Raw genomic sequence first — 14,644 nt, 5'->3', positions numbered from 1 at the left:
TTGATGGCAAGCTGTTCAACTGATCGGGCCATCCCGGACCCTGGTCAGAAAGTCCCCTGTATCAACTCAAATATCCAGAACAACAGGCGGGTTTGTAGGTTCAAACCGGGCCGTGCAGGTGCTGGCGTTAATAAGGCGGGTTTTTCCTATTTTGTATTCACCATAACCCTCGTGGATATGACCAAAAATGTGGGCTCTTAGTGACAACTGACTGATGCGGTGCAGCAGATCCATGCACCCGACATTTTCACACCAGGATTCCATTGGGACCTCATCTCCGACGCCATGGGGCGGACCATGAGTAATCAATACGTCGGTGTCCTCCGGAATTTCAGCCCAGCGTTCCTGCAACGGTTGTCCCCGCTCCAGCATGAATGCCCAATCCATAAACGTTGGCGTCCAGGGCGAACCCCAGAACTTCACACCTTCGATCTCCGCGCGGCTGTCTTCCAGATAAATGGCATTCGTCAAAGCAGCTCTGGCCCGCTCAGGAGCCTCCTGAAACACCCAATCATGGTTGCCCGCAATCACAATTTTGTGCCGGTGAGGTAGCGTCCCGAGCCAATCGTTCAGATCTTCCACGTTGTCCAGAGTGCCGGCTCCAAGACAATCCCCAGCATGAATCAGCACATCGCCATCGGGCAACGGAGGTATGCGGAGGTGCATGCTATGGGTGTCGGAAATGCATACCAGTCTCATGAGAACTCCTGTTAAGCCGCATCATCGTCCTGGCTTTGTGGATTTGCCAAAGGCTAACTAAAAGATCCGCCGCCCAATCCCCACCCGCGCGATCTGCGCGTTAACCCGAATTCTGGCAATGCATCTGAGTATAGTTGATTGCGGCTATGCTGAAATTGGTTTCAGAAAGGGAGTTTCGGCGACGGCCAGGGGCTTGGTTTCAGACTCCACCAGTTACGTAAAATAAAAAGGAAGAAGACGCTGCCCTTCCTGTTTTCTTCACCAGAAGACGCCTATGCAGTACTTGATGGCCCCATCGGCCAGGAACTGCTGGATAAGTTAAGCGAGGTCAACCTCAAATAACTCACATACGCTGAGCGCGGCTTCCGCAACCTCAATAACAGCGAGCGGCCGGTAAGGCACCCGCTGCCACAACGGCCACCTCGCCGCACGCCTGGGCACTGGAATTACTCAAATATTAAGCGATTCGGACGGATAACTTGTGGGCCCGGAGGTGAATCCGAACCCTTAACAGGAACAGATCTCATGTTCGGACTCGGGGCAGGTTTCGATAGAAGGATTGGGTGGCTATTTGGAGCGTTTATGAAACCTCCGGGTTATAGGTATACATCCTGTTGAGCCAGACGTAAGGCTTTATAAATATATAATAAAATCAATATGTTGTAATAAATATTGCATGTTTTAACGAGAGTTAACATTCTGGAATTGATTTACCAAAATTTAATCTACATGATCAATTGAAGACAAGATATCTGGGAAAGCGACACATTTTCCGATCTTCGGAGCTTCACTGCCGCAGTAGATCAATCTTGATCCGACAGCCCCTCAAAACGAAGCTGAGATTGCCGGTCATTTGTCCCGTCTGAACCATACAGGACCGAGGCTTGCAAGGGAGATGCGTTCATATGGATTACGCTGGCAGTATTCTTGTTGTTGTCAGAAATGTTGAAACCGATTCACCAGAGAATTACGCAGCCCTGTTGGAACAACGGGGATACCGGGTTGAATACGTCCCCCCGGGTCAATGCCCCTTGGCCGCTATCAGGAAACAGGCGCCCCTCGCCGTTTTATTCCAGTTCGATTATCCGGATCTGCCCGGCCTCGCAAGCTTACGGGAAACGAAACAACAGATTCCGTCAGTGCCTGTGATCATGATCACCCAGGCTCATTCTGAGCAGCTTGCGGTCTGGGCATTCCGGGCACGGGTCTGGGATTACTTTGTCCACCCCATCGATATAAAGCGGTTAATCGATGTAGCGGACACCCTGGCGAAAATACAACAGGGCGGACCAACAAAACGTACCGAACTGGACCGGAGCAACGCCATACCTCCCGAAGCCAGGTTGCGCTGTAGCGGAAACCGGAAAGAGCAGGCAATGCTGGATCAGATCCTGACCTATGTAGACGGCAATCTTCACCAAAAAATCGTGCAGTTAGAGGTAGCTAAACGCTTCGGCCTTAGCCCCTTCCAGTTCAGCCGGCTGTTCAAGCGTATTACCACCGTCACGTTTCAGGCCTATCTGTTGACACGAAGAGTCGAAGAAGCGAAACGTCTACTGGCCAATCCAAAAGTGTCCGTCACCGATGTCTGCTTTACCGTCGGATTTCAGGATCTTTCCTATTTCACTCGGGTTTTTCAGCGTCATGTGGGCAGCACGCCTTCCCACTTCCGCCGGGCGGTCCGGGAGAAACCAGCAACTGTGCCCATAGTGGAGTCCCTGGAACAGGCTCTTGCCTATGAAGTGCTTTTTACCTCCGAAAAACCTCAGTCCGTGAAGCCCTGAGCAGAAATTTACGCACTGACTGGTTACCGGCCTTCCCCAGGCGTTATTCCCGCCTGCAGTCAACAGAGTCTGGTGCGGCCCTGCAGCAGGCTCTGGCGTGAACGTCAGTCCACCAGCACCGGAATCCGGGCCAGCACCCCAAAGTTCTCCCCTCCAGTGTTGCCTTTCGGCTCATGGTAGGAGCAGTCCGGCAGGAAATAGATGGTCTTTTTCCGCCAGCCTGTCTCCTGGGGATCAGCATCCCAATAGGCCGGAGTAAAGTCAGGTTTTTCGAGCAAAAATGTGTCAACAAAGTCATCCCAGCGCTCAACGCCACTGGTGCTGCTGTTGCTCCAGGTACCCGGCGATACACCATCGCTGTCAGTTGGCGGCAATTCCATCTCAAAGGGAGCCTTGGTGTCAATCTGGGATTCCTGGGCTTGCCTCTCTATCCATACGATATTCAGATTCACCGCTCCGATCAGCTTATTACTGGGCCCGACGCCGGAAGGGCATGAAAGCACCGGAAGCGTCATGTTCCACAGTCGCTTTTGCTCGGTTTCCGCGAGCCAGCAGTCGTAGAGTTTCTGGAAGGCCGAATCCACCTGACCGTTAACCGTCTGCAGATCTTCACCATAGTCGAGTTGCTCCGGGTTGCCCTCTTCGCAGGTTACCGACTTGATGTCGTTGGCGCTCGCGGCGCCAGCAGTGTTTTGCTCAAACGTAGTCCAACCGCCCGTATCATCGTTGTCGGGTATGAAACGACCGGCACTGCATTCATATTCACCCGAAGGATTCAGGAGAGCTTCCTGGCATATTCCGATGGGCTGGTCGAGGTCATTCGGACGCAAGGAGCCGGCGAAGCCGATATAGGCCACGGCCCGCGCCGACACCTTATAGTCACTAAATCCGAGAACTGTGCCGAAGAATGCCTGCACGGGAGTCGCTTCACGTTCGGTAACAACCTCGACCGCATTGATAAAATTGGGATCGGCATCCAGTTCTGCAGTGGTAAATGAAAACAGATCGACGGGATCAAGAGAGGGATTGGGTATAAAGGTCCTGGTGGCGAAACTCCAGTGTCCGCGCAGGACGCTGGTCACCTCCACCGGATCCCCCTGGCTATTGTTTGCCAGCGCCGCTGCTCTCGCAATGTCGTTGGCGCCCGTATTGATCGCACTGCCGTCCTGGGTATAAAGCACCCGGGCGCCGGCCAGCGCGCCCGCATCCGAGGCATTGTGAAGCTCGTTTCTGGCCACATAGAGATTACCGCCGTCTATTGCCAGCGCAGCGAACGCCAACAGCATGAGAAGGGCTATGGCCATAAGGACCATCGACAGACCCCGCTGTCGAGCCGGACCTGACCGCATTCCCTGCAAAGACTTCACGTTCCGGTTCGTCATGATCACTCAGCCCGCATCACGATGGTGGAGGACAGGTCCAGGGCGCCGCCAAGCGTGCCAATGAACCCCGGAAGTATCAGAAACTGGTATGGGTAGGTAATCGTCACCGTGAGCTCGTCGCCGGCATCAAAGACTCCATTGGTTGACAAATCGGTGCGCTGGATATCGGTGGTCATTGCGGCAGCGCCACCCAGAGAGATCAGGTAGTCCGCTGCATAATCATCGATCGCCTGCCTGATAGCGGTGTCTTCACTGGCCATGTCACGGGGAGAAGGCCGGAAAAGGATTCCGGTCCTGGCCCCTTCCCGGCCGGCATTGGTCAGTGTTGCCTTATCAAACAGCGCCACGCTGAATTCGATGATTGCGAACAGAATCAGAAACAGCAGTGCGGAGGTAATCGCGAACTCGACCACTTCAGCACCTTTTTGCCGGCGCAGTGATTGCATCTTCATGCTGATCCCCTATTGACCATTTTGCGCGACATTGCGGTTCATCATGCGTCTGGTATTGTCGGCATTCTCGCTGGCCTTGACGTAATAAACCGATGACAGACGCATTGCCTCCTGGAAGAACGACAAGGCCTGGTTGTAATCGCCCTCCATCATGGAGACGAAACCCACATCGTTATAAGCCTCGGATTCATTGCCGGCTCTACCCAGTGCCTCAAGCGCGAACTGATAATTTTTCTCCCGGGCGTGGACCAGCCCCAGGTTGCGCCAAGCCAGCTCGTAGTTGCCATTTACTCGCAGCGCCGCTTCCAGGGCCGTACGCGCTCCGGGCCAATCCCCAGCCAGGTAGCGCGAGTATCCGAGATTGTTAAGAATCAGGGGCGAATCCGGATTGATGTCCAGCGCGTGCTGGTAATAAGGTCCGGCATTCCTGGGCTTGGAATCCATGTCAGCCAGAACCCCCAAGGCGTTGTAGGCCTGCCAGGGCGCCCGGGTGGTGATCTTGACCACTGAATCCAGCTGGATCTTTGCGGCATCGTATTGGCGCCGTTCCAGATACAGGAGCCCCAGGCCTGTACCGGCCTGAAGGTGCTCCGGCTCAAGCCGCAACACCCACTGGTAGGCCAATTCGGCTAGCCGATTGTTCTCCCGGGAATGATGAATGCTGCCGATCTTGTAAAGAATGTCGGCTGTCGGCTCTTCGGCAAGCCTCAGACCCCGGATATATTCGAAAAGGGCGCGATCATAGTCGCCACTCTGAGCCGCTTTATTACCATAGCTGTAAGCTTCCTCTGCCGAACCTACCGGAAACGCGGTGGCATAGGTCGCGGAGGATTCTCCTTCATAGAAGGCGCCATAGGCGTCGTCCATCTGTCCGTTGGAAGGCGTTGCGGCACAGCCGGCCAGAGCGGCACTGGCTAACAGCGCCAGCAGAATTCTTTTGCCCTTGTATGTCGTATCCATGCGCTCATCTCTTTGAAGGCTGATCATTATTATTTTCCAGCCATGGCTTCCATGGCTCCCAGCAACGGTGGCCCAAGGGCAACCACAAAAAAACTCGGCAGTACACAGAACACCAGGGGAAAGAGCATTTTCGTGCTCACCTTGGCGGCTTTCTCTTCCGCTTCCTGGGTCCGCTTGTCCCGCAATTCGGCTGCATAAATGCGCAGGGTGCCGGCTATACTGGTGCCAAAACGCATGCTCTGGATCAGGCTTGTGACCAGGCCGCGAATATCTTCCACGCCGGATCGATCTTCGAGATCCCGCAAGGCTGTGCGCGTGTCCATTCCGGCCCGCGTCTGCATACCGAACATCTTCAGTTCCTCTGAAAGATCAGGTTGGCTGATCTCCAGATCCCGTGCCACGCGCTGGATGGCTGCTGACAGCCCAAGACCTGCCTCGGTACAGACCACCAGCAGATCAAGTGTGTCGGGCAGGCCACGGCGCAGACTCGTGGCCCGGCGCTTGATTGCCCGATTTAGCCAGTAAGTGGGCAGCAAATAGCCGGCCATGGCCCCGGACAGTCCCAGTAACAGCGTGGTACTGAAAGTGACGCCAGACAGTGAGCCCGCCAACAGTGCCAGGGTCGGGAGCAGCAGGGTCAGCCCGAGCTTGGCGCCATAAAAGGTGTTGAGTGCGCCCGGCGCGTAGATGCCGGCGTGGCGAAGCTGTTTTAAAGCTCTGCTCTTGACTTCCTTGTCGGTGGGCATCAGGCGAGCACCCATCGGCTCGGCAAGGCGCAGCAGGCTGCTGCCGCTCTTTTCAGGGAGGGAGTCGGCGCCGCCGGATGCGCCTGCTGCCACCATCTGCGGCTCCAGCTCCTGAATGCGGCGGCGCACCGGACTGCTCAACCCCAGATAAATCAGAAGACCGGCCAGCATCAACGCGAAAACCGCCACCCCCAGCATGACAATAAAACTGAGTTGCGCCAGCTGTGGATCGGCAATCAAATCATGCAGCAATACCTGCAACTGGCTCAGAAAATCCATCGCCCTATCCTCCTAAACATCAATGCGCACGATTCGGCGCATCCATAAAATACCGGTGACTGTCAGCACAAATGCCACTACGACCAACTGACGTCCTGTGGGGTTTTCGATCAGCATCGGGAGAAAAGTCGGGGTGATGATCGAAAGCAAGCCAGCCAGGGCGAAAGGCAGTAATGACAGAATCCAGGCAGCAAGCTTGCCCTCGGCGGACAGAGTCCGCAATTTGCGATGAAAACGGAATCGGTCACGAATAACCGCGGCGAGATTTTCCAGCAGTTCGGCCAGGTTGCCCCCGGTCTCTTTCTGGATGAGCACCGAGGTGACGAAAACCATGACCGTGACACTGCCAATACGTGCCAGCAATCCTTTGAGGGCCGCGCGCGCATCGCCCCCATAATTAATTTCCATGAAGATCATGCGAAATTCCGGCCCGATGGGCTCGGGCATTTCTTCGGCGACCAGATTCATCGCGTCAACGAACGGGTGTCCCGCACGCAGTGCCCGCGCCATGACAATCAACGCCTCGGGCAGTTGTTCCTCGAACTTTATCAGGCGCTGGGCCCGGGCACGCATCAGCCCCATGACCGGCAGCACACCCAAACCAGCTCCGGCCAGGATCCCGACTACCGGCGAGGACAGCCAGGAACCCACTAACAGGCCGGCTATACCCGCCAGTGCAGCGCTTTTAAGAACCACGCGGTAGGCGAGAGTATTGCGACCGGCCTGCTCTATCAGACGCTCCAGGGCCTCCATGCCGGGCAGCGACTCCATGGCCCGTTCCAGGCCCGAGAGTTCACTCAGCTGCTTGCGCCGCATCAGCGATACCGGGTCACTAACGTCCGCCCCGTCAGTGACCGACTGCAAGCGCTTTTTCAGACGTTTGCGGGCCTGGCGGTTTTCGCCAAAGGCCGGCACGATAAAACTTTGCAGCAGCAGAAAAGCGGCAATAAAGACCATGCCGATAAAGATCATCTCATCGGAAATGTTCCAGTTCATCGCCATTGCTCCTGGCCTTGTTGGAAAATCTCCAGGCCGGGCGCCATGTTGCGCCGCCGCAAGTGTTCATAGAAGTGTGGCACCACCCCGGTTGGCAAGAATTTGCCGGTGACGTTGCCCTCTTCATCCACACCTTCACGGCGGAACTGGAAAATCTCCGACATGGTGATAATGTCGCCTTCCTGACCATTTATCTCCTGCACGCTGACTAGGCGGCGCTTGCCGTCTTCCTGACGCTCAAGCTGCAGCACCACATCAATGGCCGATGCGATTTGGGCCCGCAGGGGCTTGGCGGGCAGGTTTATGCCGCTCATGGCTACCATGCTTTCGATACGGGTCAGGGCGTCCCGGGGCGTATTGGCGTGGATAGTGGTCAGGGAACCGTCATGGCCGGTATTCATGGCTTGAAGCATATCCAGGGCTTCGCCGCCGCGAACCTCGCCAATGATGATCCGGTCCGGACGCATCCGCAGACTGTTCCTGACCAGATCCCGCTGGCTCACCTCGCCCCGGCCCTCGATGTTGGGAGGCCGTGTTTCCAATCGCACCACATGAGGCTGCTGCAGTTGCAGTTCCGCGGAGTCCTCAATGGTGACAATGCGCTCATTATGAGGAATGAAGCTGGACAACACGTTGAGCATGGTGGTCTTGCCGGAGCCGGTGCCGCCAGAGACCAGCACATTAAGCCGGGACTTGACCGCAGCTTCCAGCAGTCGAGACACTTCCACCGGCATGGCACCCAGCTCAACCAGGTTTTCCGCAGTCAGCTTGTCTACCGAAAAGCGCCGAATTGAAAGCATGGGGCCGTCGATGGCCAGGGGAGGGATCACGGCGTTGACCCGCGAGCCATCCTTGAGGCGCGCGTCAACCATCGGCGAGGACTCGTCAATCCTCCGGCCCACGCCGGAAACGATGCGATCGATGATGGTTAAAAGATGCCGGTCGCTGCTGAAGCGCAGGTGGGTTTGCTCAAGTTTGCCATGGCGCTCCACAAAAATCGGCGCGGTGCCGTTGACCAGGATATCCGAGACGCTGTTGTCAGCCAGCAGTGCCTCCAACGGACCCAGGCCCAGCACTTCATTCTGAAGGTCGGCAATAATACGTTGGCGCACGCTGGCGTTGAACGGCAGGGTCTCTTCCCGCATCAGCGTCTCGCAGACCTGCTGGATCTGATTGCGCGCATCCCGGTCGGACAAACTGCCCAGCAATGACAGGTCAAGGGTCTTGACCAGCCGATCGAAAAGCGTTTCCTTGAACGCCTGTTCTTGCTCTGAGAAGTTGCCCTGCTCCTCGCCATTTCGCCGGGCCGGCGCGGTCCAGCCTGCACTGCGAACCATGTCGTTGGTGTCGGTACCGTTCGGTTTCTGACGCAGATTCATGTAGTTATCCTCAGGTTTAGCGTGCCCAGGTGAGCGGGTTCCATCGGGAACCTACGGGTCGTAGTTGCCCCTCTCCCTCACTCAATGAGCGGGCCATCTTGACCAGTTCGCGGGTAATCGACGCGCCCGAGACGGATTCCAGGAGCGGACTGCCGATATTGATGCTTTGACTGACACGTTTGTAATCATTGGGCAGGGTGACGATGCGCAGTTCGGGCAGAGCACCGTTGATGTCTTTCAGCGAAACCGGACTACTTTTACTGAAACGGTTCACCACCACGATTATCTGGGAATTCAGGACATTCAGTTCGGTCCGGAGAATCGACACCAGACGCTGGGCATCCCGCAGATGGGCAATGCCCTGCTCCATTACCACCAGCACATGGTCGGCGTGCTCCAGGGTCATGGCCGTGGCACCGCTGATCCACCGGGGCAGGTCCACGACTATGTCTTCGTAGGCTTCGCCGAGAAGCTTCAACAACATCTCGACGCGATCTTCCGGAACATCGGCGATGGTGACCTTGTCCTCGGAGGTGGCGGCCATCAGGTCCAGGCCGCTCTGGTGGGTAAGCACATAGCCCTCAAGTGCCATCAGATCGAGGCTGTCCACCAATTCCAATGCCCGCACAAGGCCATTGCGCGGAGTCAGATTAAAATAGAGGGGCAAAGCTCCGAACTGCATATCCATATCCAGCAATACGGTGCGCTTCTGGATCGATTTCGCGAGAATATGAGCAAGGTTGGCAGCCACCATGCTCGCGCCTGAGCCACCTTTGGCATTGATAACGGCAGTGAGCCGGGCGGTTTTGTGGCTGGACTGTGAGCGTTGATCCCGCTGCAACTGGCCGATGAACTGACCGATCTCGGCCTCGTCGACCGGCATCGAAAGAAAGTCCCTCGCGCCGGCGCGCATGGCCACGCGGATCAGGTCGGCGTTGTCCTTTTCACCGATCACCAGCAACGGTGGCCGGGAACTGGCGGGGCGTTCAGTCAACGCTGCCAGCTCGGCTCGCCAGTTCTCACTCACCATCAGCACCATGGCATCTGGCATGGGCGATACGTCACGTAAAGGATCGACACGACTATCGGCCAATACTTTTGTGGTCACGCGAACTTCACGGCGCGCAGCCAGCAGATTTTCCAGAGTACTCAAGCCCTCTCTGGAACAGCCCGCAAGCAGTATTTCCATTTGATAGCGCATATCTGTCCTCGCTAAATTCCGGGTATCTCACTGGTCATCACCGGCGCCGCCGCGCCCCGGTTCCGGTAATATTCCATGACGCTGACGGCCTTATCGCCAGTCATGGGCGGTGCCTCGTCGCCGGGCCGATAAACCTGTGCTGCCATGGTGTGCCGGAGGCTCGCACCGTGGGGAGGGAGATCATCCCCGGGAGACGATGCGCAACCGGTGATCAGAACGGTTGTGGCAACCGCTAGCAGAATCTGTGAACGAAACATGGGCGTCTCCCGACAAGAAAATTCGAAGTGTGGTGGCTGAATAAATAATTGTTGCAAGCAAAGCCCTTAAAGGTCATGACCGAACAGCCCTTCGGTGCCACCCTGAAGCCGGTTGCGGAGGGGGTCGATAGCGCCATTATCAGTACGCTCAGCACTTTCTGGCTGGCCCTGAAGCCGGCCAAGCAGATAGAACTCCACGTCACTCGGGGCAACAAAGCTGCCGGTGGGAAGGCGGATATCCTCGGGAGTCACCGGCTTGGCCAACCGCGCGGTGACGAATATCACCAGCTCGGTCTGCTCCTTGATGAACTCCTGGCTGCGGAACAAAGCCCCAAGGATGGGTATATCGCCCAGGCCGGGGAATTTGCTGACGTTCTCCCGCAGACTCTCATTCAGCATGCCGGCGATGGCGATGGTCTGGCCATTGCCCAATTCCAGGGTGGAGCTGGCACTGCGCTTGACCAGGGCGGGAATGAAGAACTGGTTCGCCACCTGCCCCGCTTGCCCCACCCCGACTCTCAGGGCGTTATTGTTGGTCAACTCCGAGACCGCCACATCAACCCGCAGGTTGATAACCCCGGAATCCAGCACCACCGGCAGGAAACCCAGGCTGACGCCAAACTCCTGTTGCTCGATGGTCACCTGGCCGTCGCCCTGGGGCACCGGAATCGGAAACTCGCCACCGGCCAGGAAACGGGCCTCTTCTCCGGTCAGGGTGGTCAGGTTGGGCTCGGCCAGAATCTTGGCGACACCCTCACGCTTGGCGGCATCGAGTACGGCATTGATCAGGTAATCGCTACCCGCATAACTGGCAAAGATACCGGTGTCTTCTATGGCCCGCATGTTGGGAGCGAACTCACCGACCACGGGTCCTATCGGAGTCTGGCCACCGAATACCGGCAAACGGCCTCCCCCCAGGACACTGTCCTCGAACACGGCGTCAGGAAAGCTGGCACCACCATTGACCGCGCCGAGCTTGAGCGAACTGCCAGCAATGTTCAGTACATCGAACTGGAAATCCAGGCGCTTGACCAGGGAGCGGGAAACCTCGGCAACTTTGACGTCCAGCATGACCTGCTGGGCCCCGCCGACCTGCATGAGGTTAAGGATGGGTGATTGACCGCCCTCCTTGCGCGCGCCAGCGAAACTGCTGGCCACCCGCATGGCCGCATCCACCCGCGCGGCACTGGTGACCTCACCGTTCAGCACCAGGGTTTCATTAGCGGAACGAACGCCAATCCGTTCGGTGGGCAAAAGCGCGTGCAAATCGGCTTTCAGATTTTCCAGATCGTGGATCACCTTGACGTTGAGTGTACCCTGCAGGTTTTCGTCGTCATCCCATAAAAGCACGTTGGTGCTACCCAGGGCTTTACCCAGCACGTATATCTGCCGCGACCTCACAACCACCACGTCGGCAATGTCCGGGTTGCCGACGGAAACGATTTTTACTTTATTCGGAAAGCCCATGAGTCGCGACTTGTTGAGCGGCACTTCCACCGGGACCGGACGGGTAGGGTCCCGGTCCGGAAGCAAGACACGATCACTGGACTGCGCAGTCACCATCGCCGGCCAACATAGGCAAAACAGTAAAGCCACAACCCCTGTCAGCGTATTAATTCCTGGCTTTTGCATGGTACTTCCCCGCTCTGTTTCGTTATTGTTGCAATCCGGCATTACTCGTGGACTACAGTCGAACTGGTTTCAGTGCCCCGGATCACGTTCACCTGCATGTGTCGACTCCGGTTAACGGCTTTTGGTTTAGCTTGTTGCGCCGGCTTCACCACAGGCTGAGGCGTCTGAGCAGGCGCCTCAGCCACTGCAATTGTTTCCGGTTGCTCTTCCGTTTTCTCGAGCGGGTTGCGCAGGGTCAGTGCGACCTTGCCCTCCTGGGTTGCCTCGAATAAGCGCTCCGCCTGCCTTGGCGTGACCGCCAGGGTGACGGCTCTGACGATCACCGGACCGTCCCGCTCCTGGGAGGCGTTCTGGTCCACCGCCAGCACGGTAATGCGGCGCAGGATGGTATCGGAGGCAATGGACCGGCTACCGCCGCCATCGCGTTTACTGGACACCACGTCCACTTCGTCCCCCGGCAACAGGAAGCCCGCAACACCCGCAACGTCGTCAACACGCACACTGATGGCACGCATACCCGGCTCCAGCACGGCAGCCAGCGCGCTACCGCCGGAGTGCTCGGCCACCCGGCGCTCCAGTACCACTTCACCGGAATAAATAGCCTGCGAACTGACGCGCCCGATGACGTCATCCATTGAGGTAAAACTACCCTCCGGCACCGCGTGCGGCGGCAATTTCATCATCCTGAGATCGGTTGCCAGAACCTGGCGCCCGAAGGGGATGGATTGGGCCGCCACCACCACGGACGCATCTTCCGAGACCGCATCGCCGCCGCTCATGCGCTCCTGCACCCAACTGTTCGCCATGCCCGCCGCGCCCATAGCCAGCACAGCCGACAGACCGACCATTAACACAATGCCTTTCTTTTTCATGACTCACGCTCCTTGCCGGCGACACCGGCATCCACGAAATAGTTTTGCCAGGCCATCGTCAGCGCCTCCCTCGTTAATGTCTGCTGCCCCATGTAGCTCAGGTAATCCATCGCCAGCCCAATGAGGTCCCGGGGGTGGCATGGCAACAGCGGCACGTTGGAGGCGCCGTGCAGTTCGTCCAGCATGAACTCGACCAGGCCGGGGTCGGGCTCAAAACCCTGACGGGCATATTCCTGCCGCCAGATGCCGCGGTATTCATCCGCCGTGAGGGCCTCGAACCGAATCTTGTAACCGATTCGGCGCAGAAATGCCGGGTCGGCCAGTTCCAGGGGATGCCTGTTGCTGGAGAACACCAGGGCCACATCAAAAGGCACCTGGAAATGCTGGCCGCTGCGCAGGCTGAGAAAATCCTGGCTTTCTTCCATCGGTACGATCCAGCGGTTAAACAGTTCGTCCGGGCGCATGCGCTGGCGGCCCAGGTCGTCAATGATCAACATGCCGTTGTTGGCTTGCCATTGAGCCGGTGCGTGATGGATGCGGGTCGCGGTGTCGTACTGGACTTCCAGCATATCCATGGTCAGTTCGCCACCGACGATCACCACCGGGCGCTTGCACAGCACGTAGCGGGGGTCATGGCCCTGGTCGAGAAACAGGGAGGTTTCCGGCGGCGTGCCGGAGACGGGCTCGTGGGCGCCGGCGTCAAAAAGTCGAACCGCCTTGTCGGCCACCAGCACCGCGTGGGGAACCAGGACATCCCCGGACATGAGCCGCGCCAGTTTGCGGGCGATGAAGGTTTTGCCAGTACCGGCATCGCCGTAGATAAATATGGACCGGCCCGAATGCATGGCCGGGCCAAGCTGGTCCAGCACTTGCGGCCGGATGGCCACATCCTCGAAGGCAAGGCGCACCTGCTCACGGTCCAGGCCCCGGGCACTCATTGTCTGATAGGCAACCAGTGACGTGTACTGGCTCAGGGGCACGGGCGCTGGCCCGACATAACCATCCCGCCCCAGAGCTTCCATGGCCGCGGCCCGGCCCCGTTCGGTGAGGGCAAAACGCAGCAGGCCGCCCTGGGTGGCGCCGCGCACTTCCGCCCGGCTCTGCTCCCGCAAAAAGGCCAACACCTGTTCAATGATTCCGCCCGGCAGCGCCGTGCAACGGGTCACCTCTCCGAGATCCAGCACGCCGCGTTCAAAAAGGTGTTTGGATATCAGGTCTGCGACGTAGAGTTCACTGAGGCCGGTTTCTTTCAGGCTACGGGGACGCATGGCTGGCATCGCGTCAGCGTCGGTTCTGAAACCCGGGATATCCAGGATCGGCGGCTCGGTAATCCCGGCCGGATCGGACAGCGTCTGGTGTACTACCTGATCATTGTTCATAGTGCTGTCCCAAGGTGAACGTCCTGTCAGTTAACAATTCCGTTCAGCGGCGATTGCCAGATCAGAAACATGCTGGTGCCCAGAGCTATGGACACGGCGAAAGGAAACTTGCGGCCCATGACCTCGCCCTCAGCCGGGCGCAGATAAACCGGCCGGCCAGTGGCGAACAGTGTTCGGAACATCAAGCCATAACGCTGCCAGGGCGATGGCGCATCGGCTGAAAAAAGCGCCAGAAATAGGAAGCCGAGGGCGATTACACCTCCCACGGCGATACTTGCCAAGCCAGCAATCAGAACGCTGTAGGGTCCAAGAAACGTTCCAACAGCCGCCATCAGTTTGACGTCGCCCGCCCCGGTGGTGCCGACTAGGTAGCCTGGCATAAAAATAGCCAGGCCTAGCCCCAGTCCCGAAAATGCCTCCAGTAATCCATCGAACCCAAAAAATACGAACTGCAACGCAGTACCTATACCTGCTCCAGTAAAGACGATGAGATTGGGGATACGTTGATGGCGCAAATCCCATGCTGCAGATATCCAGAGTAGAAGCAGAACCGAAACTGCTGCTGGCCAAAGGTCGACATGCATAGATTGCTATCCTCTGAAAAAGATGCCCGACGCCAAACATAC

Annotated in this window: 14 protein-coding genes; 1 reads left to right on the top strand and 13 read right to left on the bottom strand. The window is 57.6% G+C overall.

Annotation, left to right across the window (positions count from 1 at the left end; genetic code table 11):
- Positions 1-66: 66 nt before the first annotated feature.
- Positions 67-699 carry a metallophosphatase domain-containing protein gene (locus tag F6Y09_RS08460; RefSeq protein ID WP_152206458.1) on the bottom strand — a complete coding sequence of 211 codons (633 nt, stop codon included), beginning with the start codon at positions 697-699 and terminating at the stop codon, positions 67-69.
- 905 nt (positions 700-1,604) lie between these two features.
- On the opposite strand from F6Y09_RS08460, the gene F6Y09_RS08455 reads away from it, so the two are divergent.
- Positions 1,605-2,483 carry a helix-turn-helix transcriptional regulator gene (locus F6Y09_RS08455; protein ID WP_152206457.1) on the top strand — a complete coding sequence of 293 codons (879 nt, stop codon included), beginning with the start codon at positions 1,605-1,607 and terminating at the stop codon, positions 2,481-2,483.
- A 104-nt stretch (positions 2,484-2,587) separates the two neighbouring features.
- Here the strand turns inward: F6Y09_RS08455 and F6Y09_RS08450 are convergent, their stop codons facing one another.
- The 12 genes from F6Y09_RS08450 to F6Y09_RS08395 form a co-directional block, all read right to left on the bottom strand.
- Positions 2,588-3,787 carry a TadG family pilus assembly protein gene (locus tag F6Y09_RS08450; RefSeq protein WP_218944126.1) on the bottom strand — a complete coding sequence of 400 codons (1,200 nt, stop codon included), beginning with the start codon at positions 3,785-3,787 and terminating at the stop codon, positions 2,588-2,590.
- Positions 3,788-3,867: 80 nt separating this feature from the next.
- A complete protein-coding gene (locus F6Y09_RS08445) occupies positions 3,868-4,317 on the bottom strand; it encodes a TadE/TadG family type IV pilus assembly protein (protein WP_152206455.1) in 450 nt (149 codons plus the stop codon).
- A 9-nt stretch (positions 4,318-4,326) separates the two neighbouring features.
- Positions 4,327-5,277 (bottom strand): tetratricopeptide repeat protein, encoded by a 951-nt coding sequence (locus F6Y09_RS08440; RefSeq protein WP_152206454.1) that lies wholly within the window; start codon positions 5,275-5,277, stop codon positions 4,327-4,329.
- A 29-nt stretch (positions 5,278-5,306) separates the two neighbouring features.
- Positions 5,307-6,302 (bottom strand): type II secretion system F family protein, encoded by a 996-nt coding sequence (locus F6Y09_RS08435; RefSeq protein WP_152206453.1) that lies wholly within the window; start codon positions 6,300-6,302, stop codon positions 5,307-5,309.
- 12 nt (positions 6,303-6,314) lie between these two features.
- The gene (locus F6Y09_RS08430) at positions 6,315-7,298 is read right to left on the bottom strand and encodes a type II secretion system F family protein (RefSeq protein WP_152206452.1); all 984 of its coding nucleotides are present in this window, start codon (positions 7,296-7,298) and stop codon (positions 6,315-6,317) included.
- A complete protein-coding gene (locus F6Y09_RS08425; protein WP_218944135.1) occupies positions 7,295-8,635 on the bottom strand; it encodes a TadA family conjugal transfer-associated ATPase in 1,341 nt (446 codons plus the stop codon). Before F6Y09_RS08425 ends, F6Y09_RS08430 begins: the two co-directional genes overlap by 4 nt.
- A gap of 58 nt (positions 8,636-8,693) precedes the next feature.
- Positions 8,694-9,878, bottom strand: a complete 1,185-nt coding sequence (locus F6Y09_RS08420; RefSeq protein WP_218944125.1) for a CpaE/TadZ family protein — start codon at positions 9,876-9,878, stop codon at positions 8,694-8,696.
- 11 nt (positions 9,879-9,889) lie between these two features.
- Positions 9,890-10,135, bottom strand: a complete 246-nt coding sequence (locus tag F6Y09_RS08415) for a hypothetical protein (RefSeq protein ID WP_152206450.1) — start codon at positions 10,133-10,135, stop codon at positions 9,890-9,892.
- A gap of 66 nt (positions 10,136-10,201) precedes the next feature.
- On the bottom strand, positions 10,202-11,767 hold the full coding sequence (locus F6Y09_RS08410; RefSeq protein ID WP_152206449.1) for a type II and III secretion system protein family protein: 1,566 nt from the start codon (positions 11,765-11,767) through the stop codon (positions 10,202-10,204).
- 41 nt (positions 11,768-11,808) lie between these two features.
- Positions 11,809-12,639 carry a Flp pilus assembly protein CpaB gene (cpaB, locus tag F6Y09_RS08405; protein ID WP_152206448.1) on the bottom strand — a complete coding sequence of 277 codons (831 nt, stop codon included), beginning with the start codon at positions 12,637-12,639 and terminating at the stop codon, positions 11,809-11,811.
- On the bottom strand, positions 12,636-14,018 hold the full coding sequence (locus tag F6Y09_RS08400; protein ID WP_152206447.1) for an ATP-binding protein: 1,383 nt from the start codon (positions 14,016-14,018) through the stop codon (positions 12,636-12,638). Before F6Y09_RS08400 ends, cpaB begins: the two co-directional genes overlap by 4 nt.
- A gap of 26 nt (positions 14,019-14,044) precedes the next feature.
- Positions 14,045-14,602 carry an A24 family peptidase gene (locus F6Y09_RS08395; RefSeq protein ID WP_152206446.1) on the bottom strand — a complete coding sequence of 186 codons (558 nt, stop codon included), beginning with the start codon at positions 14,600-14,602 and terminating at the stop codon, positions 14,045-14,047.
- Positions 14,603-14,644 lie beyond the last annotated feature (42 nt).

The organism is Marinobacter changyiensis (assembly GCF_009193265.1).
GTDB classification, from domain to species: Bacteria; Pseudomonadota; Gammaproteobacteria; order Pseudomonadales; family Oleiphilaceae; genus Marinobacter; species Marinobacter changyiensis.
The sequence above is the reverse complement of the archived record's forward strand: the minus strand, read 5'-3'. Positions and strand labels throughout refer to the sequence as shown.

Bases quoted from the DNA above. Each gene is read 5' to 3' on its own strand.
- F6Y09_RS08460 (WP_152206458.1), bottom strand. From the start codon at position 699: ATGAGACTGGTATGCATTTCCGACACCCATAGCATGCACCTCCGCATA.
- F6Y09_RS08455 (WP_152206457.1), top strand. From the start codon at position 1,605: ATGGATTACGCTGGCAGTATTCTTGTTGTTGTCAGAAATGTTGAAACC.
- F6Y09_RS08450 (WP_218944126.1), bottom strand. From the start codon at position 3,787: ATGGCCATAGCCCTTCTCATGCTGTTGGCGTTCGCTGCGCTGGCAATA.
- F6Y09_RS08445 (WP_152206455.1), bottom strand. From the start codon at position 4,317: ATGAAGATGCAATCACTGCGCCGGCAAAAAGGTGCTGAAGTGGTCGAG.
- F6Y09_RS08440 (WP_152206454.1), bottom strand. From the start codon at position 5,277: ATGGATACGACATACAAGGGCAAAAGAATTCTGCTGGCGCTGTTAGCC.
- F6Y09_RS08435 (WP_152206453.1), bottom strand. From the start codon at position 6,302: ATGGATTTTCTGAGCCAGTTGCAGGTATTGCTGCATGATTTGATTGCC.
- F6Y09_RS08430 (WP_152206452.1), bottom strand. From the start codon at position 7,298: ATGAACTGGAACATTTCCGATGAGATGATCTTTATCGGCATGGTCTTT.
- F6Y09_RS08425 (WP_218944135.1), bottom strand. From the start codon at position 8,635: ATGGTTCGCAGTGCAGGCTGGACCGCGCCGGCCCGGCGAAATGGCGAG.
- F6Y09_RS08420 (WP_218944125.1), bottom strand. From the start codon at position 9,878: ATGCGCTATCAAATGGAAATACTGCTTGCGGGCTGTTCCAGAGAGGGC.
- F6Y09_RS08415 (WP_152206450.1), bottom strand. From the start codon at position 10,135: ATGTTTCGTTCACAGATTCTGCTAGCGGTTGCCACAACCGTTCTGATC.
- F6Y09_RS08410 (WP_152206449.1), bottom strand. From the start codon at position 11,767: ATGCAAAAGCCAGGAATTAATACGCTGACAGGGGTTGTGGCTTTACTG.
- cpaB (WP_152206448.1), bottom strand. From the start codon at position 12,639: ATGAAAAAGAAAGGCATTGTGTTAATGGTCGGTCTGTCGGCTGTGCTG.
- F6Y09_RS08400 (WP_152206447.1), bottom strand. From the start codon at position 14,018: ATGAACAATGATCAGGTAGTACACCAGACGCTGTCCGATCCGGCCGGG.
- F6Y09_RS08395 (WP_152206446.1), bottom strand. From the start codon at position 14,602: ATGCATGTCGACCTTTGGCCAGCAGCAGTTTCGGTTCTGCTTCTACTC.